Origin of the sequence: Sporosarcina sp. FSL K6-6792, from assembly GCF_038004885.1 — a bacterium.
GTDB lineage: Bacteria > Bacillota > Bacilli > Bacillales_A > Planococcaceae > Sporosarcina > Sporosarcina psychrophila.
Map to the genome: position 1 here is coordinate 860,318 of NZ_JBBOSA010000001.1, position 23,444 is coordinate 883,761.

19 protein-coding genes are annotated in these 23,444 nt (G+C 38.1%); 6 read left to right on the forward strand and 13 right to left on the reverse strand.

What is annotated here, in order from left to right:
* Positions 1-31: 31 nt before the first annotated feature.
* From MKZ26_RS04255 to MKZ26_RS04285, 7 genes are all read right to left on the reverse strand, one after another.
* Positions 32-1,051 (reverse strand): LacI family DNA-binding transcriptional regulator, encoded by a 1,020-nt coding sequence (locus MKZ26_RS04255; protein WP_340764606.1) that lies wholly within the window; start codon positions 1,049-1,051, stop codon positions 32-34.
* A gap of 128 nt (positions 1,052-1,179) precedes the next feature.
* Complete coding sequence (locus MKZ26_RS04260; protein ID WP_340764608.1) at positions 1,180-2,016, reverse strand: carbohydrate ABC transporter permease; 837 nt, start codon at positions 2,014-2,016, stop codon at positions 1,180-1,182.
* Positions 2,016-2,891, reverse strand: coding sequence for a carbohydrate ABC transporter permease (locus MKZ26_RS04265; protein ID WP_340764610.1), 876 nt, complete (start codon positions 2,889-2,891; stop codon positions 2,016-2,018). Before MKZ26_RS04265 ends, MKZ26_RS04260 begins: the two co-directional genes overlap by 1 nt.
* A 109-nt stretch (positions 2,892-3,000) precedes the next feature.
* Complete coding sequence (locus MKZ26_RS04270) at positions 3,001-4,266, reverse strand: sugar ABC transporter substrate-binding protein (RefSeq protein ID WP_340764612.1); 1,266 nt, start codon at positions 4,264-4,266, stop codon at positions 3,001-3,003.
* Positions 4,267-4,416: 150 nt separating this feature from the next.
* Positions 4,417-6,789: a glycoside hydrolase family 65 protein gene (locus MKZ26_RS04275; RefSeq protein ID WP_340764613.1), complete on the reverse strand. Its 2,373-nt coding sequence runs from the start codon at positions 6,787-6,789 to the stop codon at positions 4,417-4,419.
* 383 nt (positions 6,790-7,172) lie between these two features.
* Positions 7,173-8,906 (reverse strand): phospho-sugar mutase, encoded by a 1,734-nt coding sequence (locus MKZ26_RS04280; RefSeq protein ID WP_340764615.1) that lies wholly within the window; start codon positions 8,904-8,906, stop codon positions 7,173-7,175.
* A gap of 84 nt (positions 8,907-8,990) precedes the next feature.
* Positions 8,991-10,151 carry an ROK family transcriptional regulator gene (locus MKZ26_RS04285; RefSeq protein WP_340764616.1) on the reverse strand — a complete coding sequence of 387 codons (1,161 nt, stop codon included), beginning with the start codon at positions 10,149-10,151 and terminating at the stop codon, positions 8,991-8,993.
* Between the two features lie 369 nt (positions 10,152-10,520).
* Here MKZ26_RS04285 and MKZ26_RS04290 point away from each other — a divergent pair, with 369 nt between their 5' ends.
* A complete protein-coding gene (locus MKZ26_RS04290) occupies positions 10,521-11,387 on the forward strand; it encodes a Cof-type HAD-IIB family hydrolase (RefSeq protein ID WP_340764617.1) in 867 nt (288 codons plus the stop codon).
* A gap of 318 nt (positions 11,388-11,705) precedes the next feature.
* Here MKZ26_RS04290 and MKZ26_RS04295 read toward each other — a convergent pair whose 3' ends face one another.
* Positions 11,706-12,689, reverse strand: coding sequence for a Gfo/Idh/MocA family protein (locus tag MKZ26_RS04295; protein ID WP_340764618.1), 984 nt, complete (start codon positions 12,687-12,689; stop codon positions 11,706-11,708).
* A gap of 216 nt (positions 12,690-12,905) precedes the next feature.
* Here MKZ26_RS04295 and MKZ26_RS04300 point away from each other — a divergent pair, with 216 nt between their 5' ends.
* From MKZ26_RS04300 to MKZ26_RS04320, 5 genes are all read left to right on the forward strand, one after another.
* Positions 12,906-14,087 carry a galactokinase gene (locus MKZ26_RS04300; protein ID WP_340764619.1) on the forward strand — a complete coding sequence of 394 codons (1,182 nt, stop codon included), beginning with the start codon at positions 12,906-12,908 and terminating at the stop codon, positions 14,085-14,087.
* Entirely contained in the window at positions 14,088-15,092 is a 1,005-nt protein-coding gene (galE, locus tag MKZ26_RS04305; RefSeq protein ID WP_340764621.1) for a UDP-glucose 4-epimerase GalE, read from the forward strand.
* Positions 15,089-16,567, forward strand: coding sequence for a UDP-glucose--hexose-1-phosphate uridylyltransferase (galT, locus tag MKZ26_RS04310; protein WP_340764622.1), 1,479 nt, complete (start codon positions 15,089-15,091; stop codon positions 16,565-16,567). The genes galE and galT overlap by 4 nt, the downstream gene beginning before the upstream one ends.
* A 12-nt stretch (positions 16,568-16,579) precedes the next feature.
* Complete coding sequence (locus MKZ26_RS04315) at positions 16,580-17,617, forward strand: aldose epimerase family protein (RefSeq protein ID WP_340764623.1); 1,038 nt, start codon at positions 16,580-16,582, stop codon at positions 17,615-17,617.
* A 171-nt stretch (positions 17,618-17,788) separates the two neighbouring features.
* Positions 17,789-18,730, forward strand: coding sequence for a Gfo/Idh/MocA family protein (locus MKZ26_RS04320; protein ID WP_340764624.1), 942 nt, complete (start codon positions 17,789-17,791; stop codon positions 18,728-18,730).
* Positions 18,731-18,998: 268 nt separating this feature from the next.
* Here the strand turns inward: MKZ26_RS04320 and MKZ26_RS04325 are convergent, their stop codons facing one another.
* The 5 genes from MKZ26_RS04325 to MKZ26_RS04345 form a co-directional block, all read right to left on the reverse strand.
* Positions 18,999-19,199: a hypothetical protein gene (locus tag MKZ26_RS04325; RefSeq protein WP_340764625.1), complete on the reverse strand. Its 201-nt coding sequence runs from the start codon at positions 19,197-19,199 to the stop codon at positions 18,999-19,001.
* 74 nt (positions 19,200-19,273) lie between these two features.
* Positions 19,274-20,374 (reverse strand): Gfo/Idh/MocA family protein, encoded by a 1,101-nt coding sequence (locus MKZ26_RS04330; RefSeq protein WP_340764626.1) that lies wholly within the window; start codon positions 20,372-20,374, stop codon positions 19,274-19,276.
* Positions 20,375-20,394: 20 nt separating this feature from the next.
* Positions 20,395-21,123, reverse strand: coding sequence for a ThuA domain-containing protein (locus MKZ26_RS04335; RefSeq protein WP_340764627.1), 729 nt, complete (start codon positions 21,121-21,123; stop codon positions 20,395-20,397).
* A gap of 28 nt (positions 21,124-21,151) precedes the next feature.
* The gene (locus tag MKZ26_RS04340; protein WP_340764628.1) at positions 21,152-22,312 is read right to left on the reverse strand and encodes a Gfo/Idh/MocA family protein; all 1,161 of its coding nucleotides are present in this window, start codon (positions 22,310-22,312) and stop codon (positions 21,152-21,154) included.
* A gap of 109 nt (positions 22,313-22,421) precedes the next feature.
* Complete coding sequence (locus MKZ26_RS04345) at positions 22,422-23,390, reverse strand: sugar phosphate isomerase/epimerase family protein (protein WP_340764629.1); 969 nt, start codon at positions 23,388-23,390, stop codon at positions 22,422-22,424.
* Positions 23,391-23,444 lie beyond the last annotated feature (54 nt).

The window sequence follows — 23,444 nt, forward strand, 5'->3', positions numbered from 1 at the left end:
TAAGTAATTATATCGGGATTTGGCAGCTTCTTTACTTACGTAACGCCTTGACACTTTCCCGTTCGAGTAACTGATAGTCGACATAAATATGCTTCTTATCTAGTTTGTTTTCCATCAAACTTTGTAGCAACTGCGCTGAAAGCCTTCCGATTTCAATGAAATCCTGTCGAATTGTAGTAAGTTTCGGTTGGGTATAGCCACTAAGTACTAAATCATCAAACCCAGTAATAGAAATATCCTCAGGAATTCTTAATCCTGCTTCTTTTACTGCCCTCATTACACCAAATGCCATCAAATCACTAAAGCAAAGAAACGCTGTTGGTTGTTTAGTTTGCAGATACTTTTCCGCCAAAATATACGCTTGCTGCTCGGAAAATTGAGCATAAAGCACGTCTTCATCACACATCTCCAAGTCATTTTCTTTAAAAGCTTCCTGAACTCCTTTAATCCTCTCTGCATTTACATCGGTTTCTTTTGTCCCCGCCACGATAACAATGTCTCGATGATTGCGTTCTATTAAGTAACCAGCAATCTCTCTACTAGCTTTGGCGTTGTCAATAGAGACACTGCCAATCAATCCATTGTTCATATCTGTCATAATGTCGACAATCACACAGGGGATATTGGTATCGATTAGTTCTTTATAATATGGATCATCAGTGCGTATTCCCTGTAAAATCGCACCACCAATATTTCGCTCCCGACAATATTGAGCATAACTTTTTTGTTTCTGCTTCAATGAATCTATTAGAAAAATCGACAATTCATTTTGACTTTCTTCAACAGCGGTATACACTCCTTTGAATATATCGAATGCGTTGTTATCTTTTTCATTATTGTTAAGAACGCCAGATGAAATCAATCCAATAGTCATTTGCTTTTTTGATGATAAATTTTTGGCTACAACATTAGGTGTATAATTCAATTCTTTTGCGATAGCGAAAATTCTTTGTCGTGTTTTTTCACTAATATCAACATAATTATTGAAAGCTTTTGATACGACACCAATGGATACACCTGCTTTTTTTGCAACATCTTTTATTGTGGTCATTTTAGAATCACTTCCTTAATTAGTTAATATTAATAACGGGCAATCGCATTATCTATAGAGTCGAACCCGATAATGCTCCCATAAAACCCGAAAACACTTGCATTCTCTTTCCCACTGCAAGAACGAATTTATTTCACTGCCCCTTCCCCAATGCCTTTAATAATATGTTTTTGTGCAAGTACATAGAAAATTACAACTGGAATGATTGTCAACATCAATCCCGCCATTGCTAAATTCCACTTAATCGTAAATTCGCCAAAGAAATAAAAAGTTGATAGTGGTATTGTTCGAAGCCCCTTGTCAGTAAGTGTTAGGGACGGTAATAGATAATCATTCCAAATATTAATAACGTTTAGGATCATCACAGTAACAGTAATCGGTTTCAACATCGGGAAAATGATTTTCCAAAAGACCCCAAACTTTGAAGCTCCATCAATCGTAGCTGCTTCTTCCAGAGTGATTGGAATAGACTTAATAAAACCATGATATAGAAAGACAGAAATACTTGAACTAAATCCAACATGCATAAAAATTAAACCTTCACGAGTATTGAACATTGGAATGTGTAACGTATTCGTAATAGTACTCATGAGTTGCATTAAAGGCATCATCAATGTTTGGAAAGGTATAAGCATCGTTGCTATAAAAGTCATGAAAATAATTTTGCTCAACTTATTGTCCGTTCTAGCTAACATCCATGCAGTCATCGAAGATAAAACAACAATAATCACAACTGAGAAAATAGTAATATATAATGAGTTTCCCAGCGCAGTCAAAAAATTCATCTTTTCCATAGCTTCTAGATAATACTGAAAACTGAATTTCCCAGGCAATGCAAGTGCATTTTCATAAAGTTCACGGCGATTTTTAAATGAGTTTACAATGATTATGTAAATGGGAGATAAGAAGAAAAGTGCTGCAAATAAGAGTAATACTTCTTTTGTAATTCCTCGTATTTTTTCCATCACATCTCTACCTCCCGCTTCTTCGTAATATAGACTTGAGTCAGTGTAATAGCAGCAACAACAAAGAAAAATACAATTGCTTTCGCTTGACCAAATCCATAATTACCATAACCAAAAATTTCATTATAAATATTCATCGCAAACATTTCCGTCGAATTAGCTGGGCCACCACCTGTTAAGGACAAGTTTACATCATAAATTTTAAATGCTGATGAAAGAGTTAAAAATAAACTGATTGTAAAAGCTGGCATTAATAAAGGAAAAGTGATTTTTCTAAGTCTTTGCCACCCATTTGCACCATCAATTTTAGATGCTTCGACTACGTCATTGGGAATACCTTGAATTCCCGCGATATAAATGATCATGATGTATCCCGCCATTTGCCATGTGAAAACGAGAACTAGGGCATATAATGCATAATCAATATCGATTAGCCAATTAAAAAATACATTGTCTAGTCCAGTCACTTTACCTATCAATGTAAATACATCCAAAAAGATAAATTGCCAAATGTATCCTAGTATTAGTCCACCGATCAAATAGGGCATAAATACCATTGTACGTGCCATATTTGCAATTCTGAGTTTGGATGTCACCAGTAAAGCAAAAGCTATTCCTACCACATTTACTGAAATAACTGCTAAAAATGTAAACAATGTCGTTTTCCATGTAGATGCAAGAAAACGTGTGTCACCAAATAACTTGATGAAATTATCAAATCCTACAAATACTTTTGGGTTTGCTGCAATCCCATCCCATTCGAAAAAGGAGTAGTAAATTCCTATTAAAAAAGGAATAATCACTACCGTAACAAAAATTAGCAATAGCGGAGCAGTAAATAATATGTACCACCCTTTATTATTTTTTCCTGGCATGTAACCACCACTTTCTAGTAGTTTGTCTATCTTTCAACTAGTTAATAAAGGAAGATAGATTATAAAAATCTATCTTCCTATTCATGATAACTATGATGTTATAGTGATATTATTTCACAGCGTTTTTCCATGCTCCATCCATTTTTTGAATGAATTCATCACCTGTCATATCTTTTGACAAGAAGAATTCTTCTGCAGCTGGCGCAAAATCATTCGGAATAATATTAGCTGGGAAATAATTTAGTGCCCAAGGTATTGTTTGACCACTATTTGAAGCTTTTAATACATCTTGAGATAGTGGATCTAAATTGCCTGCATCGATATTTGTCAAAGCAGGAACAAATCCGAATTCCTCAACAATGTATTGATGACCCGTTTCAGTTGTAAACATCCAGTTCAAAAAGTCATTTGCTGCTTTAACTTCAGCCTCATCTTTTTCCCCATTAATCGTCCAGTTGTTACCGACTCCAACTGCCAATTTATCATTGCCCATTAATGGGAACGGTAACATGCCTACTTCAAAATCCACATCGAAATCAGACAGCATCCCCCACGCCCAGTTACCTTGATGAATCATTGCAGATTTACCAGCAGCAAAGTCACCTACTTCTTTGTCATACGTTACATCCAATGGACTTACCGTATTCTTTTTAATAGCATCCATAAATTTCCCAAACTCTTGGAATTCTTTCGTGCCTGCCATCGTAACTCCACCATCTGTCAATTTATCGATGAACTCGTAATGATCGTTTTGCAATGCGAAAGGATAGTTTGCAATATGGCCAATTAAGAAATAAGCTTCTTTAGAAAGACCAAAACCATTAATATCTTCATCTTTAAACTTTTCTAATGTACTTACAAAAGATTCATAGTCGGCAACGTCTTCAGGTTTAACTAAATCTTTGTTGTAAACCATACCAAATCCTTCGACGCCATATGGAACACCAACGATCTTATCATCAATTTCTAATTCCATTCCAGGAGCAATGTGTTTTACATATCCTTCAGAAGTCATATCGTAAGCATACGATTTTAGTTTTTCAGCTTCTGTCACATTTTGAAGACTAAAAATAGACGGACCTTGATTACTGTTCAGACGAATTTGTAGTTGTTGGAAGTAATCATCACCTGTTGTCCCCCAGACTTCCACTTCGACGCCTGTTTCTTTCGTATATTCTTTTGTCAGTGCTTCCAACTGATCTGATATTTCAACCTTACTTTGGAAAATCGTGATTTTTTGAGCTGCTGATTTTTCAGGCTCTTTAGTACTTTCTTCCGATTTTTCACCATCTTCTTTTCCACTACTACATGCAGTTAAAAGAAGTAATAAAGCTATTAGCAATAGACTACTAATCTTTCTTTTTTGATGCTTCATTTAATTTCCCCCTCTTATCATTTGAATTTTTATAGTGAATAAAATGAATAATCATTTTATAACTACCAAAATTTAATACACCCTTTACTAGTTATCCTGCATTAGTTAGCTTTATATGCAGAGGATGCAGGTCCTCCATCGAGTGATATTTCACTCTGTTAAACCAAATGGTATTTCTATAAAATCATCACACTCATGAATTTCACCAAAAACCTCAAATATTATGCTCTCCTTGTTTTCTACCTTTACTGACAAGGTAGATTTTGTTATTGAAATAGTAACCTGCTGAGCCTGCCAATGAATCGTAAACTTCATATGATGCCAATGTTTTGGTATTCTTGGGTTTATTCTAAGTCTTCCATCGACAAGCCTGATTCCAGCAAAACCAAAGATTGCTGATTTCCAAATACCACCAATAGAAGCGGCATGAACACCATCATCTGATGTATTCATCAGTGGTCCTAAGTCGATTTCACTAGATTTTTTAAATAAAGAATAGGCTAAATCAATGTCACCAATATCATTTGCTACGATTGCGTGTGTCGCCAAACTTAGCGATGAATCATGTAATGTCTTCGGTTCATAATAATTAAAATTTGCTCGTTTAACAGCTTCTGAAATGCGTTCATCATCATTTAAAAAAGTTTGTTCTAACAAGTAAAACAAGATTAATGTGTCCGCCTGTTTCGTAACCTGCAATTTATTTATTTGTTCCGAATTATAATCTCGATAGATCCCTCTAACTTTATCCTGATTTTTATATTTCGCGAGATCAATTTCTTTTAACAGTAAATACGTATCATCTTGCGGTATTACTAGATCTTCTTCACGCGGTTCAGGTAAATAGATTTTCCCTGCTTTATCCTGCCAATGTTGATATGCTTTATCCAAATTCAACTTTTTGGTTAGTTCTTTTAAACACATCGGGTTTTCCATTGTTAACTTTTCATAATAGCGGATTGCTAGTTTCATATTGAAATACGCCATATAATTCGTAAAGGCATTGTTATCTACATGTTCTTTGTACTCATCCGGACCAATTACATCATCGATATGATATTTTTGTTTTTTCTCGTTCCACTCAAGCCGACTTGCCCAAAACGTTGCTGTATCAAAAATAATCTCATAACCATAGTGGTCCATGAATCCCTGATCAGCTGTAACATTATAGTATTGATAAACAGCAAAGGCGATATCTGCAGTAATGTGCTGTTCGATAAATCCTGACCAAATTTTCGTCTGATTTCCAGTAACGATATCAATATCTCCCCAAACTGGCGTTACTTCTCCATCTGTCAGCCAGGCTACTTCCCACGGATACATCGCACCAAGGTAACCATTTTCTCTAGCTTTTTTCCTTGCTCCTACTAAACCATGGTAACGATAGGTTAATAGCGATTTTGCAACTTTGGGATTAGAATAGATGAAAAATGGAAGAATGAATAATTCTGTATCCCAAAACGAATGTCCTTTATAACCTTCTCCACTTAACGCTTTTGCTGCGATTCCCATTCTGTCATCGTGTGCTGGTGTCATAATGGTTAAATGGTAAAGCGAAAAACGCAATGCAAGTTGATCAAAGTCATCATCGCTATTAATCTCGAAATTATATGCTTCCCATATCTTGTTCTGCCACGTCTCCAAATGTGACTGAAAAAGTGTATCATATCCTTTTCCGGAGCTGTCTTGTAAATCTTGTAATGAATGGTCGCGAAGTTGTTGTATATTGTATTCAGCTTTTTCGAATTCCTTATCTCGGCTAGTGAACACTGTTGTTATTTTTTCTATTTCCAGTTTATCAGTAGGCTGAAGACTGAAATCATAAGTCAACCATACTTTTCGACGATCCATATTCATCTCAGGAACTTTGATTCTTTCCTCATCATTAACCGTAATTTTATGAGTTGTGTTAATTACAACATCAATTTTAGATTCATTAGTTGTTTGGACTAACTGAATGAATTGCTTATCAAAAATCCTTCGTTCACCTTCAAGAAAATGTTGTGATCCAGAATTGCTCATTTGTGCATCAATACCGGAATCAAGGGAAATTCGAACTGGATCTGTAAGACTTTCAACCATCATTTTCATCCCAATTAAATGTAAGTTATCCAATGAAACAAACCGTCTAAAATGGAATCGTAATTCTTTTCCTCTTGGTGAAGTCCAGTCAAAATACCTTGTCAGCTCAGCCGTTTTTAGATTTAATTGTCGCTGGTAATTCTTCGTTTCTCCAAATTCAAGGCTAAAACGTTCACCATCAATCCGTATATCAAACCTTGTAACATCCGCTAAATTTGGTAACTCCGTAACTTCATTTTCCTCAGCTCTATTAAATGTTCCACTTATTAGCAAATTTCTTTTGTCTTTTATGTATGGCTCTTCAGTAGTAGATCTCAATCCCATATATCCATTTCCAAGATACATAATTGATTCACTTTTCCCTAATGTATCAGGAGAAAACTCAACTTCGGAAACAACCCAATTCTTGAGTTCTCCTTTACCTTGCGAATAATTCATCATACAATGAAAGTCCTCCCTTCAGTGAATACGCTTTCATTAATTCACGAAAACGTTTTAGTTTTAAACTAAAAAAATATACGCTTTGATTGAGATGCTCAATATGACCATTTGCGAAATCGTTTTAGATTTTGTTTAAAAACTAATATATGAGCTTACAACGAATTATAGAACCGATATTCTAAATTGTCAATCAATTTATTTTCAATTACTATGATCCTTTAGTCTACTAGTAATTTGTTCGAAAGGAATATCTATCGATTCATTGACTTCAAAAAAGTTGCTATCCCCAATAGCAAAAAATCTTGCTCATTAGTTCTAACAACTTTATATCTACTAATTCAAAGTTTCCTTTTCAACATTCCCAGTTTCTACTTGCCTCCTTATTACGAGTCAGAAGTTACCCCCTCTACTACCGTCATAACTGCCTCTTTTAATTTCAATAAAAGCGCGTCACTTTCAACTTTTGTCGCGCCCTTCACTCCAAAATAGAACTTAATTTTCGGTTCTGTTCCAGATGGACGGATGGCGAACCATGCACCATTAGACAATATAAATTTAAGAGCATTCGCGATAGGTAAATTGAGTGGCCGCCGATCCCCCGTTTCAACGATAACAAAATGTCCAGATGAATAATCTTCAATGATTGAAAGGGGTTTGGTAAACTCTTTTACAAATGATGTCGACCGGAAATAATTCACGATTTCATCAATTTTCGCCATTCCAGTCTTCCCTCTTAGCGTTATCGATTCCAAACTTTCTTGATAAAAGCCGTGCTCTTCATACAGTTCGTGTAGTCCCTCCAATAATGTTTGGCCTTTTGCTTTATAACGAGCGGCCACTTCAGCAATTAAAACCGATGCTTGGACAGCGTCTTTATCCCGTACGAAATCACCAATCAAGTAGCCATAGCTCTCTTCATAACCAAATAAGAAAGTTGACTCTGCAGTTTCTTCAAATTCCAAGATTTTTTCACTTATAAATTTAAACCCTGTAAGTACGTCCATGGTTTTAACACCATACTTATCTGCAATCGCCCTACCAAGTTCTGATGTGACAATTGTTTTTAATACAACACCATTTTTCGGCATTGTATCGCGGTCCGACTTATCTTCCAACAATGCATTTAATAGTAATGCGCCAATCTGATTACCTGTTAAAAAAACATATTCTCCTTCTAAATCCCGTACTGCAACTCCCATTCGGTCTGCATCCGGATCAGTAGCTATGAGTAGATCCGCTTTCACGTTATGGCCATATATAAGTGCCATTTCGAAGGCTTGTGATTCCTCCGGATTTGGGTACTTAACGGTTGTAAAATTCGGATCTGGAATTGCCTGTTCACTAACTATGGTTACGTCCGAGAAGCCTGCTACCTCTAGTCCTCTACTAACTAATTTGCCACCCGCTCCGTGAAGTGGCGAATATACAATCGAGAGATCTTTATCCGGCTCTCCGCCTAAAAGTATTCCATTCAAATGCAATACATACCGGTCGCTCATTTCATGATTCAAATAAGTCAGCAATCCCTCTTTTAAGAGAATAGCCTCTTCCGCGACCTCAACCGAAAATAGATTATTAATACTCTCCGTATGAGCAGTAATCGCATTTGCGGCTTCTAAAGTTACTTGTCCACCATCTTCTCCGTATACCTTCAGTCCATTGTATTCTGATGGGTTATGGCTTGCGGTAATGACAATGCCCGAAAACGTATTCAATTCCCGCACTGCAAAGGATAACAATGGAGTAGATTGAAGTTCATCAAACAAATAACAACGAATGCCATTAAACCCAAGGACTTTGGCCACTTCAAGCCCAAATTCCGCAGATTGATGCCTCGGGTCATAAGCAATTACGACGCCCCTATTTTCTGCAACCTCCCCGCAGCTTTTTATATATAAAGCAAGCCCAAGTGCCGCTTTCCTAACAGTGTAGATATTCATCCGATTCGTACCAAACCCCAGTTCTCCGCGCAAGCCAGCCGTGCCGAATGAGAGATTTTTATAAAAACAATCTTCCAGTAATTCTTGGTTATTTTTTTCACCCAGAAGTTGTTGCTTGAGTGTAACTTCTAGATTCTCTTGATTTAGCCACTTTGTTGCTTCAACTTGCCATGTCATATAAACGACCTCCCAAGTAATTATAAAAGCGAAAGTACGATTCAGAATCTATGCATAGATATCCATTCTAGTTTAATTATATATTCAATTTGGGTCAAATACATCAACTAAAAGCAAAGATACAGCACCTATAAGTGTTGCATCATCCCCCAGTTTAGTTATGGTTACTTCAGTCTGCTTTGCCCGTGGTGTCAATGCACATTCTTCAATCGTTTTTAGTATGACTGGTAAAATAAAATCTTTTGCTTTTGTTACCCCACCACCAAGTACAATTTTTTGCGGATTAATGATATGTATTAAATTTGTTAAACCTATCCCAATAACTCTTCCAGTTTCTTTTAATAACGTCACAAACTCTTCATTACCCCTAATAGCTAATTCATAGACTTCCTCTGCAGTGATAAGTTCTTGGGATATGCTCTTCATTGCTCGCCTAGCAATCGCGGGACCCGTTGTGAACGTTTGCAAACAACCGCGATTACCACATTCACAAATTTCTCCGTTCAAATCGATTGTCATATGTCCCACTTCACCTGCAATATCTTGTGCCCCATGGTATAATTCCCCATCAATGATCAGGCCCGCACCGACACCCCGTCCAATATTCACAACTAACATACTCGTTAATTCACCGTGATCTCCAAACCAAGATTCGCCTAACGCCATTGCGCGTGCATCATTTTCCACTTTAACTTCCAGTTCAAATTCTTTTTCCAATTCTTCTTTAATCGGAACATTTGTCAGACTTAAAATAGGAGCAAACAATGATGTACCAGTTTCTACGTCCACAACTCCATGCATAGCTATACCTATACCAATAATTTTTTTACTAGTTGAGGGTATGTCTTTTATACAATTGTGAATACAGTCTTTTAAAATAATGAGGAATTGGGTGTTTGTTAGTGGTGTAGTCAACTTACTTAAAGTCCGATTCAAAATTTCCCCCGACAAATCGGTGAGGATACACTCTATCATTTCCGGTCCCGCGTCTACTCCTACTACATAAAATTCTTGGTTATTGATTAAGAGCATCGTTGGCTTACGGCCACCTTGAGACTCACCAAGCTTACTTTCTTTTACAAGCCCTTGCTCAATCAACTCTTTCACATTACTACTAACCGTAGGCGGCGTTAATTTTGTCTCTTTAGCAATTTGCGCTCTAGAGATGGGTGCGTCCGTCCTTATTTTATTTAATATAATGGACTTGTTTACTGATTTCATCCACTGGAATGTGCCTTGCCGCATATTAAAGCCCCCTATTATAGAGTTGATAGACAAATAACATCCCTATTTACTTCTAACACACTGATTTATACTACCACCCAAAGCGGTATATACATTCGCTTCTCAATCTATACTTGAAAGGCTAACCTTTATTGAAATTACACGAATCGCTCTTAAGCTTTAATAGTATCACTTCTCTCCTTAGTTGAATAGACAGACAGTTTCGTTTCATGTATGAAAGGTTCAAAACTACCAATAAAACATCCCTATTAGGATACATGTGATATTCATCGACACAACGGTAATATCAAGTTGCCGTCGAACAGGCAAGTTGATATTTATCGCATTCATTGGTATTATCAGTCTCTATGTATAAGAAAGGGGACAATTATGATACGCCTAATTGCAATTGATATGGATGGAACAATATTAAGCCCTGACCACAGCATCAGTACTAGAAACAAACAAGCAATTTTAGCTGCGCAGTCAAATGGAATTGAGGTTGTAATCGCTACTGGAAGAGGTTTCTCAGAAGCCTATGGTCCTGTTAGGGATAGTGGATTGAATCTTTCATACATTTGTCTTAATGGCGCAGAAATTAGAGATGCATTTGGGGAATTGATTTCCGCAACCCATATAGTCGAAAATGACATCACAAAAATCACATCTATTTTAGATACTCACACAATCGATTATCAATTATATATTGATACGCTCATTTATATTAATAGTATTGAAGATCAAATCGATACTTTCATTCAACTTGCTGAAGCAGCTAACCAGATCCCCGTTATAGATAAAATTCGACAAGAAGTAATGGATAGAGTAGAACAAGGTTATATCCGCCAAGTTGATTCTTACAAAGAGCTGATAAACCAACACGGAAGTGAAATTTACAAAGTATTTGGAACGTCCTTTAATAGACTGAATTTGGATAAAGCTAGAAAAGCACTTCAGTTGTTGCCTGGACTTGCTATCAGTTCATCTGGAGCGGGAAATCTCGAGATTACAGACATCAATGCGCAAAAAGGAATAGCAGTCGAAACATACGCCAAGAGTAAAGGGATTTCAATGGAAAATGTTATGGTAATCGGTGATAGCTATAATGATTTATCAATGATGGTACGTGCAGGACGCGCTGTAGCTATGGGTAATGCTCCAGCGGCAATTAAAGCTGCTTGCACTGAAATCACAACAACAAATGAACATGATGGTGTTGGATTAGCAATTGAAGCTATTCTGCAACGTCAACTTTAAATTAAGCAAGTCGTAAGGCACCGTTATATTTGAACGTAGCCTTAGTTCACGACATCCTTTCGCAATAAGGAGGGATGCCGTTCAATCGCTCCTTATTGCGAAAGCGTTGGAGGAATTGATGGAAAGGGCAATCTTGTCCATTGCCATCAATTCTTAGGCAACTCGAAGAAGCCGACAGATGGACATAGACACTGTTCCATATCGAAAAACTTATAGTTCCTTTATCTATCAAAATCCCCCTCTTCGATTGTCTATCTAATTATAGAGGAGTTTCTTTGTTGTTTTTTATCGATACATAGCAATCATCTATTTTTTAACTCAAAATGCATTGCTCAATTTCACAGGTGATCCTTTTATTGCCGATTCTAACGCAGCCGTGGTTACTTTATGCGTCTTATAAGCATCTCCGTAGTCTGACAAAATTCTAGATGGATCACCTGTGCGTACTGCATTGATAAATACTTCATTTTCTGTTTGATAAGGATTAACCGTGTCGATATAGTCTGCTGTAGACCCTTTCATCTTAATCTCTAAACGTTTGGGTGACCAATCTACCATTCCTTGATTTGTAAATAAGGTGATTCCCGATTCCCCAACGCTTTCTGGGAGTATACAAGTATTCGATATATTAGCTACAATCCCATTACGTAGTTTCATGGTTACCGTTCCTACATCAGCAACTGTGACAGATTCGTCTTGCGTAGAAAGAATCTGGCTACCAAATACCGCATAAACTTCTTCGACTTCCCCACAAATATAGCGAAGTAAATCGACAATATGCGTTGTCTGTTCGATAAATTGTCCCCCGGAACTAGCTTGATTTCGCCACCACGGCACTTTTGGCATACTCCCCATATACTGCCCAAGGACAATACCGATATTCTGGTCATTTAGTATACTTTTTAAATGCGAAATCGAATCACTATAGCGATAATGATAGCCTACTGATGTAAGCAAAGACTTTTGTTTGATCTCCGTAAATATAGTTAAAGGTGTTTCATTGTCTTGACTCAATGGTTTCTCCACAAAAAACGGAATTCCTCGCTTAATTAATTCCAGTTCTATCTCTCCATGTGCCATTGGCGGGACACAAATATAGACAGCATCCAAGTGAATGGCGTCCAGCATACCTTCCAAATTGTTATACCCTCTCGCATGCGTAAACTTTGATGCCATTGACTCCGCTTTTTCTATACTTGTCCCATATATAGCTGTTATTTTGACACCTGCTAAACCCGATAAAATCTTTGCATGGAACATGCTGAAGTAACCTGTTCCAATAATCCCTACATTTATAGTCAATATAACTCCCCCATTAACTTGATTTTATTCCTTCTATAGTAATCACTGGTTTAGCGGAAATCGAATTAGGGATTTTCACGCTTCAAAAGCTATAGTGATCGAACATTCATCTTTATCCGCAACTATAACATATGACAAACTATATTGAATAGTCTTTCAAAGTATAGTACACTATACTTAATTAAATTAATTTATTAACTTCGGGAGGTAACACCTTTGACTAATTCAGATCTGCCAAATAAATTCCGATCAATCTTCGACACTACCGAAACGCCACGCACGTTTTTTGCACCAGGACGAATTAATCTAATTGGTGAACATACGGATTATAATGGAGGCCATGTATTCCCCGCCTCAATTTCATTTGGAACGTACGCACTTGCTCAAAAACGCAATGATCAAAAGTTACGTTTTTACTCGTTGAACTTCCCCTCTATTGGGACCATTGAATGTGATCTTGCCGATTTAGACTATAATGAAGCACATGATTGGGCGAACTTCCCCAAAGGTATGATTCATTATATGAAGGAAAGCGGACTCCAAATAACGACTGGAATGGATATCTTATTTTATGGTGACATTCCTACCGGCGCCGGGCTCTCCTCTTCTGCTTCTATTGAAATGGTCACTGGTGTCCTTTTGGAAGGACTATTTGATTTAAATATTGATCGTGTAAAGATGATTCAACTTGGGCAAAAAGTAGAAAATGATTATATCGGCGTCAACAGTGGAATTATGGATCAGTTTGCAATTGGTAAAGGTAAAAAAGGGCATGCCATCCTATTAAACTGCCAAACTCTAGCCTACAACTATGCCCCTATCGAGCTTGCTGACCATGTGATTATCATCATTAATACCAATAAACAACGAACACTTGCTGGCTCAAAATATAATGAACGTCGCGTGCAATGTGAACAGGCTTTGGCAAACTTGCAAACAGCTCTTCAAATTAAAGGGCTCGGTGATTTGACGAAAGAACAATTTGAACAACAAAAACACCTTATTACTGATGAAACAAACCAAAAACGTGCAAAACATGCTGTCTATGAAAATCTACGGACTGTTGAGGCTCTTCAGCAATTACAACAAGCCAATTTAGAGGCATTTGGGCAATTAATGAATGAGTCACATAAATCTCTTCAACTGGATTATGAAGTAACAGGCATCGAACTAGATACGATTATCCAAGCAGCATGGGATCAACCAGGCGTTGTGGGCGCCCGCATGACAGGCGCAGGTTTTGGTGGTTGTGCAATTGCAATTGTTGAAATAGACAAAGTTGATAGCTTCAAGAACAATGTAAATAAAATATATAGAGGAAAAATTGGTTATGAGGCATCATTTTACACCGCTGCAATTGGTGACGGAGCAAGAGAACTTACTGAGGGAGTGTACTAAATGAGTGTATTAGTTCTAGGTGGAGCTGGATATATCGGTTCACATGCGGTTTATCAGTTAATTGATCAACAGACGGACGTCGTAGTGATTGATAATCTACAAACTGGGCACAGAGAAGCTATCCATCCTGATGCGACATTTTACGAAGGTGATAGTCGAGACATCGAGTTTATGCGTAACGTATTTACTAATGAACCTATTGATGCAGTTGTCCATTTTGCTGCGAATTCCCTTGTCGGTGAATCCATGGCAAATCCATTGGAGTATTATGATAATAATGTCTATGGCACACAAATATTACTGCAAGTGATGACAGAGTTTAATGTCAAAAAAATTGTCTTTTCATCAACAGCAGCCACATACGGGGAGCCAGAATCTGTCCCAATCACAGAAGAGATGCCAACCAATCCGACAAGTACCTATGGCGAAACAAAACTGACGATGGAAAAAATGATGAAATGGTGCGAACAGGCCTATGGCATTCGCTATGTTGCATTACGCTACTTCAATGTGGCCGGTGCACGGGAATCTGGAGAAATCGGCGAGGATCATCATCCTGAAACACATCTCGTACCAATCATTCTCCAAGCAGCACTCGAACAACGTTCAAATATCACTATTTTCGGAGAAGACTATGATACACCCGATGGCACATGTATCCGTGATTATGTCCATGTAGAAGACCTTATTCAAGCGCATCTTCTAGCACTTAATTATTTAAAAAATGATGGAGAAAGCGATATTTTCAATCTTGGCAGTAATCAAGGATTTTCAGTCAAAGAAATGATGGATACAGCACGAACAGTTACAGGTAAAGAAATCCCTGAGAATTCAGGTAAACGTCGTGCGGGTGATCCTAGTATCCTAATCGCAAGCTCTGATAAAGCTGCCACTCTTTTAGGTTGGCAGCCAACGCGAACTTCAATTGAAAAAATCATTCAAGATGCTTGGAACTGGCATGTCAACAACCCAAATGGTTACCAGAAGGACGTGACAGCTAAATGATTTACTCAGATATTAGAGGACTCCTTCAAAAAGGTATCGAAGTGGGACTAATCGATACCGCTGATCAGAATTATGTGACGAATCAAGTACTTGCACTGCTCCATCTCGAATCTATGCCTGCAACAACTGAAGGTACAACAGATGATTCAATTCCAAATCTACTCGACAAAATTATTGCCTATGCTACCGAAAATAATGTCATTGACAATGTTTTTGATGACAAAGAAATACTTTCAGCCACAATCATGAATTGCTTTGTGGAAAGGCCATCTGTTATCAACGCAATTTTCCAGAAAAAATATAGTAACTCCCCAAAAAACGCAACAGATTATTTTTATGAGTTAAGTAAAAACAGCAATTATATTCAGATGAACCGCATCAAGAAAAACATCCATTTTAAAGCCGAAACAATCTATGGTGTAATGGATATAACCATTAACATGTCAAAACCCGAGAAAGATCCTGAACAAATCAAGAGAGAAAGCGAATTGAAACATGATGTCAATTATCCAAAGTGTCTATTATGTATCGAAAATGAAGGATACGCTGGTCGGACAGGTTATCCAGCTAGGGCAAATCATCGTATCATTCAAGTACCACTTGTAAATGAAAATTGGTATCTGCAATATTCACCCTATGTTTATTATAATGAACATAGTATTTTACTTGCTGAAGAACATCGTGATATGAAAATTGGTAAGGATACTTTTAAACGGTTACTAACTTTTATAGAGAAATTCCCACATTATTTTATTGGCTCAAATGCCGATTTACCTATTGTCGGTGGCTCTATTTTGAATCATGATCATTATCAAGCAGGAAGTTATAATTTTCCAATGACAACTGCAACAACTGCACTTTCGTTTACTTTAGAAAACTTTCCAAACATAACTGCATCTGTCCTGGAATGGCCGTTAACAACCATTCGCTTGCAGAGCGATGAGATTGAGCCATTGATTCAAGCAGCTGACCATGTCCTTACCACATGGAAAAGTTATAGTGATGAGGAAGCGGATATCAGAGCCTTTAGTAATGAAACTCCACATAATACAATTACACCGATTGCCCGAATGCGTGCTAACAAGTTTGAACTCGATCTCGTCTTACGCAACAATCGAACAACTGAAGAACATCCACTAGGGATTTTCCATCCCCATGCAGATGTCCATCATATAAAAAAAGAAAATATTGGGCTTATTGAAGTAATGGGTCTGGCAGTTTTACCGGCTCGTCTTAAAGATGAATTAGCTGAAATCAAGAAGTTTTTACTCGATCAAACAACTTCTGTAGCCCCCTATCATCAACAATGGGCAGAGCAAATGAAAGCTAACTATGGAGAATTATCAAACCTAGAGCAAATTGAGTCCATTTTAGAAAAAGAACTTGGGATTAAATTCGCCAAAGTGCTTGGAGATGCAGGCGTTTTTAAAGTACAAAGTGAGTGTGAACGATTCATCCAAACATTAAATAGGTAGGTGGCTAGCCAGATGAAAATAGAGACCCAAGATATACTGAATAAGTGGAAGTTGTATACATTAACAAATGATAACGGTATGACAGTAAGTTTTTTGAACTTCGGTGGTATCATCACTGACATAAGCGTTCCAAACAGGCATAATCAACTAGAAAATGTGGTCCTTGGCTATACAAATTATACCGATTATGAAGAAAACCCAAATTTTTTTGGTGCGATAATCGGCCGCGTTGCCGGAAGAATTCAAGATGCTTCATTTACTATCCAAGATCAACCATATTCATTGGCAGCAAATGAAGGTGGCCATCATTTACATGGAGCAGATGAAGGATTTCATCAAGTAATCTGGCAGTCTAGTCCCTTTCAGTCAGATGATACAGTTGGCGTGAAATTAAACCATAAAAGTTTAGATGGTGAAGGTGGATATCCTGGTACTATTGAAGTTGCTGTTACCTATACATTGACTAATAATAACGAGCTCATCCTTGATTATTCAGGAACAACCGATAAAGCGACTGTGCTTACTATGACAAATCATTCCTATTTTAACTTAAGTGGAAATCTAGCCGCCACGATCCACAACCATCATGTTACAATGGAGAGTGATGACTTTGTTGAACTGGATACGGAACTAATTCCAACAGGTAAAAAAATCAATGTAGTGAATACGCCATTTGATTTCCGAACTGGAAGAAAACTTGTTGACGGCATTAACTCCATATCAACACAAAATAGGGTTGCTAATCATGGATATGATCATTACTTTATTCTCAATCAAACTCAACAACAAAACATCCGTGTAAAAGAAGAAACGAGTGGCCGCCTGATGACGATTAAGACCAACCAACCAGGCGTGGTTATGTACACATCGAATACTCTCGATGAAGGACTTAATCTAGCAGAAGGTAATTCAAAACCTTATTTAGGTGTCTGTTTTGAAACACAAGCCTCCCCTGCCTCATTGCATCACAAGGGCTTTCCTTCCGTTATCTTAGAGGCCCATGAATTATATGACAAACAAACAGTGTTTTCATTTGGCATTGAGGGCTAGATCCGCCTTATAGGGCAAGAACTACTTATTATCAACTATATATTGTACAAATGAACATCTATATAAACTGAGCGAAGCTGCTCGTCTTAGAGCGTGAGGCATCCCCGAGCGCAGTAGCGATTTTAATGAAATTCTTTACATCAACATATATAACTAAAAGGGGCTATTACTATGAAGTTTGGAATTATCGGAACGAATTGGATTACAGATCGATTACTGACAGCAGCTAAAGAACATCCCGAATTTAGTGTCGGTGCAGTCTATTCAAGGACTGAGGAGACAGGGAGAGCATTTGCAGAGAAACATAATATCGAACATGTGTATACAGATATGATAGAAATGTTTCAAAGCGGTGATATTGAAGCCGTTTATATTGCATCACCCAATGCGTTTCATGCAGAACAAAGTATTTTAGCTATGAATAATGGCATTCACGTTCTTTGCGAAAAACCCGCTGTCACTTCCTTAATTGAAATGGATCAAGTAATTAAAGCATCTAATGACCATCAAACAACCTATATGGAAGCAATGAAATCAACAGTTACACCTACATTTCTCAACTTAAAAGAGAACCTAGCTAAGATTGGTCCACTCCGACGATTCGTATTTCATTATAACCAGTATTCTTCGCGTTACGATAAATATAAGGATGGCATTATTGAAAATGCTTTTAAACCCGAACTGGGGAATGGCGCTAAAACAGACTTAGGGGTTTACTGTATCGCGCCTATTGTGCATCTAGTCGGCGAACCTAAATCTGTACTTAAAAATACTTATTTACTATCCACTGGTGCAGATGGTCAAGGAAGTATGATCTTAAATTACGATGAATTTGAAGCTGTTATTATGTACTCAAAAATTTCAGATTCCCATTCACCAAATGAAATACAGGGCGAGAATGGCGTCATCGAAATCGATAAAATCAGTGATCCGGAAAAAATTATTATTAAATACAAAGACGGTCAAACTGAGGATATTTCTATTAAACATGAATTTAATACTATGTACTATGAAGTTGAAGAGTTTATAAAATGCGTGAAAAATAATCAAATAGAATCTACAATTAATACGCATGAAATTTCTCGCAGTGTGACAAAAGTTCTTACTTTATAAAAAAAGGTTGTGCAGTATGAATTCAACATTCATACTGCACAACCTTTTTTATTACTTGTTACAGCCTTCCCCGTTTCTACAGGCTCATAAGTTGCAGCGACAATTTTCCGAATGATAAGTCCCTGTTCTAGTGTACTATTGATTAATGTGTTGTATTTCATCTGATATTTTTACAGAGGGTAAATTTTAGCTCCACCTTTATTGGCCATCAAAGCAACTTGCATCGTATCATGTTTCTCAACATTTGCGGCAAAAGCAGCCTCCACTGTTAAAGGTGCACCATTTGTAAACGTAACCCTACCAACAGCATGTCCGCCACTGTATAGTTTTCATATTTCCACTTTCCAAGCAGTCCAACATCCTTTTGGTGACCAACCTGTTGATGCGTTATTCCTAACACAACGTTAGGTTCACGATAGCCCATCCGATAGAGGGAAGCATCTAGCATTTTTACGCCAATATCGATCAACGGACCTCCACCTTGCAATTCCTTATTTGTGAATAATCCCTCCCCCACAAAATAGGTGGGTATTTATTTGACGCTTACGCATGTAAAAACTGATTGTCAACAGGCAGTGGCTCTGGTCTCTCGCAAGTGCTTTGCATCTGATAAAATAAACCTTTTTCAGAAGAATCATGAAAACCATGCATTGCTTCAAGCACATGGTAAGCAAGTTCCCCATTCGCTCGATATGGAACACCACTTAAAATTGCCTTTGCCATGTCGGCAACACCGATTCCACGACTATTTCCATCGTGAGTATGGGTTAGTTCGATATCAACAAATTCTTTTTCATCTCGCTTTCGAAGTCGAACAGGGCCACCAAACGTATTGGGATCAGGAACAAGTATAGTGCCTTCACTTCCATATATCTCGATTGGCGGAAGAGTTGTACCACCGAATGCATCGAAACTAGTAGTGATCGTTCCGATTGCACCAGAAACAAAATCAAGTGTTCCTGCAATATGTGTCGGGGTCTCTACCGTAACCTTTGTACCTGCTTTTGGTTCGCTTAAAATCGTTCGTTCTGGATAACTAATACCAACTGAACCAGAAAGCCGCTTAATTGGCCCCAATAAAGCAATGAGTGCGGTTAAATAATAGGGACCCATATCAAACATCGGCCCGCCGCCTTCCTTATAATAAAAGATCGGATCTGGATGCCAATGTTCAGGGCCGCGTCCAATCATAAAGGCTGAAACACCAATCGGAACACCGATTTCCCCTTTTTCAATTAAATCGATAGCTGTTTGAACACCTGCACCTAAAAATGTATCTGGAGCACTTCCTACAAACACCCCGTTTTCTTTTGCAACTGCCAAGATTTCTTTACCTTCCTCACGTGTGACTGCCAAAGGTTTTTCACCATAGACATGCTTGCCATTTTTAAGCGCCTCAATCGCGACTTCAGCGTGTGCCTTAGGAATCGTTAAATTGATAACTAAATCTACATTGGGATTTTCTAATAGTTCTTTCACTGTTGACGCTTCTGGAATCTGATATTTCTCCGCCTGAGCACGTGCCCGATCTAAATCTAAATCTGCACATGCTACTAGTTCAAGATTTTCAAAGGTCGGGATGTTCTCCATATAAATAGAACTAATTGTCCCACAACCAATAACACCCACTCTAACTTTCACCATTTTCTTGCCCCCATTTTTTATTATTGATTGTCCCCCATACCAGTATAAAGGCTATCATTACCTGAACTAACAACCTCCACTGCTAGTTCTTTTCCTTTTGCTGACCATAAAAATCCATTCTGCATTATCTTTGATACTTCTGGCATCGCCACAGTGCTAGCTGAATGACCTATTGAATTATAAAAAACCCTACCTAGCCCCCAGCGTTTTGTCCAAACAACAGGCATATCCACTGCCTTATTTAAAGAATGTGGCCCTTCGGCGATTGGAAAACGAGTTGTTGCAAGTACTTCAACAGCAGGGTCAACATGCAAATAATACTGTTCACTCACAACCTCAAAATCTTCAATCCCCTCTAAAACACTACTCGAAGAATGCTTAATATTAACCGTATATTCAATTCCATCATTTCCTGGATGCGCCACCCAATTGCCGCCAGTCATAAATTGCCAGTCTACGTTTTTCCGGAAGGAATCACACATACCACCGTGACATCCAGCCAAACCAACACCACTCATCACGGCTTCAGAAATATTATTCACATATTCCTGTTCAATCTCCCCCATTGTCCAATGAGGTACGATTAAATCTAACCCTTTCAGTTTTTCAACGTCGCTATAGGTATCAAGCGTTTCAGATATTTCCACGTCAAAATCTTCTTTTTCAAGGATTCCTTTAAAAATGTCAGCCACTTCTTTTGGTTCATGACCATCCCAACCACCATATACAATGAGTGCTTTTTTCTTCATATTGTCAATGCTCCTTTCGCCATAAGCATTACAGGTCAGATACTTTAATCCATTTCTTCTGTTCTATTGACAGGTCAACTGCCTCAAGAACTTGTTGACATTTCACCCCATCCTCAAAGTTCGGGACAGGTTGCCTATCTTCACGAAAAGCATCCATTAATTCAACAAAGGCATGAGTAAATGTATGTTCGTAGCCAATTGCATGTCCAGAAGGCCACCAAGCTTCCGAATACGCATGTCCAGTATCAGTCGCTAGCACACGTCGAAATCCTTGGACATCTTCTGCGTCATCTTCAAAAAAAACTTGCAGTTCATTCATTCGTTCAAAATCAAAAATAACACTTCCTTTACTACCGTTGATTTCAAATGAATTCGTACTACGATGTCCAGTCGCAAAACGTGTAGCTTCGAAGCTACCGAGTGCTCCGTTTGCAAATTTCGCTAAAAATAATGTTGCATCATCGACCGTAACAGGGCCTTTTTCAGTGCCTTCTCCACTTGTTGCTGTTAATCCATCCATCTCTGTAGGTAGTGGTCTTTCTTTAATAAATGTCTCATTCATACCAATTACTTCCGATATGTCACCAATCAAATAATGGGCCATATCAATAAGATGCGCTCCCAAATCACCGTGGGCACCCGAGCCAGCAATCTCTTCTTGAAGCCTCCATACGAGTGGAAAGTCTGGATCTGTAATCCAATCTTGTAAAAACCATCCCCGGTAATGATAGATCTTTCCTAAACGACCTTCTTCAATCAATTTTTTTGCAAGTATGACAGCCGGCGTAAAACGATAATTAAAGCCAACCATATGTTTTACACCAGCTTTTTCAGCAGCCCGTAACATTTCACGAGAATCCTTTAATGTAAAAGCTAATGGCTTTTCACAATAAAGATGTTTGCCTGCTTTAGCGGCTTCAATCGCAATTTCCTTATGCACATTACTAGGTGCATTTATATCGATTAAATCAATATCATCCCGTTTCAACAGCTCTTTCCAATCTGTCGCATATTCTTCCCAGCCGAATTGCTCAGCTGCCACGGAGACAGACTCTTCATTTCTTCCACAGATAACTTTCATCTTTGGTTGAATGCTGTTTGGAAAAAACATTGGCAATGCCCGGTAAGCGTTGCTGTGTGCTTTCCCCATAAATTTATAGCCTATCATACCGATATTAATCGATTTCATCATGCCATCTCCCTTTTAATGGTTGAATTGAAGCCATTTCACTTGACCAACAGATAGACAAATAAGTTGCGATATATGAATTGTAAATTCACATGTCACAACTTATTACTTACACCCACCACATATCTGCAGGTTGATCTTTAATTAATACTGATTTCAAATTTGTGACTGCAAGCGAAAACCCTTCGTCTACTGACATCAACGGATCTTCATGTTCAATGCTGACAACATAATCATAGCCATAAGTGCGAAGTGCACTCATCATATCCGACCATTCTTGAATGCTATGACCACAACCGACAGAACGGAATGTCCACGCACGCGATTGTACATCCCCGTAAGGCTGCATATCCGTTAGACCATGCATATTAACATTTTCTTGATCAATAAAGGTATCTTTCGCATGAAAATGATGAATCGCATTTTCTTTTCCAAGTATTTTAATCGCCGCAACCGGGTCGATTCCTTGCCACCACAGATGACTAGGATCTAGGTTCGCACCAATTGCAGGTGAAGTCACGTCTCTTAACTTCAACAATGTGTAAGGGGTATGCACTGAGAATCCACCATGCAGCTCAATCCCGATTTTCACGCCGCTATCTTCTGCCAACTTCCCGATTCCTTTCCAATAAGGAATCAATTTTTGTTCCCATTGCCAGTTAAATATTTCTGAGTACTCCGTGGGCCACGGGGATATCGGCCAGTTCGAATGCTTGGAACCTTCATGCGAACCCGGTGTTCCTGAAAAAGTATTAACGACAGACACGTCTAATAACTGTGCGAGTTTAATCGTCTTCACAAGCGTTTCATGCGCGTTTTTTGCCACTGTTTCATTTGGGGAAACCGGATTATCGTGGCAACTGAATGCACTGATTGTTAATCCACGCGAATGGATTTTCTCTAGATACTCTTTTCGCTTGTCTTCACTTGCGAGAAGTTCGTCGACATTACAATGCGCATCTCCAGGATTACCACCAGTCCCAATTTCAATTGCATCTAAACCTGACGCTTGCACATAATCTAGCATTTCTTCAAACGATTTTTGTGAAAATAAAACTGCAAATACACCGAGTTTCATCTTTCTAACCTCCTAATTCTTATTAGTTCTATCTTGAACAATTAATTTCAAGAC

Excerpts from the sequence above, each read along its gene's own strand:
- galT (WP_340764622.1), top strand. The coding sequence starts at position 15,089 with ATGATTTACTCAGATATTAGAGGACTCCTTCAAAAAGGTATCGAAGTG.
- MKZ26_RS04335 (WP_340764627.1), bottom strand. The coding sequence starts at position 21,123 with ATGAAGAAAAAAGCACTCATTGTATATGGTGGTTGGGATGGTCATGAA.
- MKZ26_RS04270 (WP_340764612.1), bottom strand. The coding sequence starts at position 4,266 with ATGAAGCATCAAAAAAGAAAGATTAGTAGTCTATTGCTAATAGCTTTA.
- MKZ26_RS04275 (WP_340764613.1), bottom strand. The coding sequence starts at position 6,789 with ATGATGAATTATTCGCAAGGTAAAGGAGAACTCAAGAATTGGGTTGTT.
- MKZ26_RS04340 (WP_340764628.1), bottom strand. The coding sequence starts at position 22,312 with ATGAAATCGATTAATATCGGTATGATAGGCTATAAATTTATGGGGAAA.
- MKZ26_RS04255 (WP_340764606.1), bottom strand. The coding sequence starts at position 1,051 with ATGACCACAATAAAAGATGTTGCAAAAAAAGCAGGTGTATCCATTGGT.
- MKZ26_RS04290 (WP_340764617.1), top strand. The coding sequence starts at position 10,521 with ATGATACGCCTAATTGCAATTGATATGGATGGAACAATATTAAGCCCT.
- MKZ26_RS04265 (WP_340764610.1), bottom strand. The coding sequence starts at position 2,891 with ATGCCAGGAAAAAATAATAAAGGGTGGTACATATTATTTACTGCTCCG.
- MKZ26_RS04320 (WP_340764624.1), top strand. The coding sequence starts at position 17,789 with ATGAAGTTTGGAATTATCGGAACGAATTGGATTACAGATCGATTACTG.
- galE (WP_340764621.1), top strand. The coding sequence starts at position 14,088 with ATGAGTGTATTAGTTCTAGGTGGAGCTGGATATATCGGTTCACATGCG.
- MKZ26_RS04280 (WP_340764615.1), bottom strand. The coding sequence starts at position 8,906 with ATGACATGGCAAGTTGAAGCAACAAAGTGGCTAAATCAAGAGAATCTA.
- MKZ26_RS04315 (WP_340764623.1), top strand. The coding sequence starts at position 16,580 with ATGAAAATAGAGACCCAAGATATACTGAATAAGTGGAAGTTGTATACA.
- MKZ26_RS04345 (WP_340764629.1), bottom strand. The coding sequence starts at position 23,390 with ATGAAACTCGGTGTATTTGCAGTTTTATTTTCACAAAAATCGTTTGAA.
- MKZ26_RS04260 (WP_340764608.1), bottom strand. The coding sequence starts at position 2,016 with ATGGAAAAAATACGAGGAATTACAAAAGAAGTATTACTCTTATTTGCA.
- MKZ26_RS04285 (WP_340764616.1), bottom strand. The coding sequence starts at position 10,151 with ATGCGGCAAGGCACATTCCAGTGGATGAAATCAGTAAACAAGTCCATT.
- MKZ26_RS04330 (WP_340764626.1), bottom strand. The coding sequence starts at position 20,374 with ATGGTGAAAGTTAGAGTGGGTGTTATTGGTTGTGGGACAATTAGTTCT.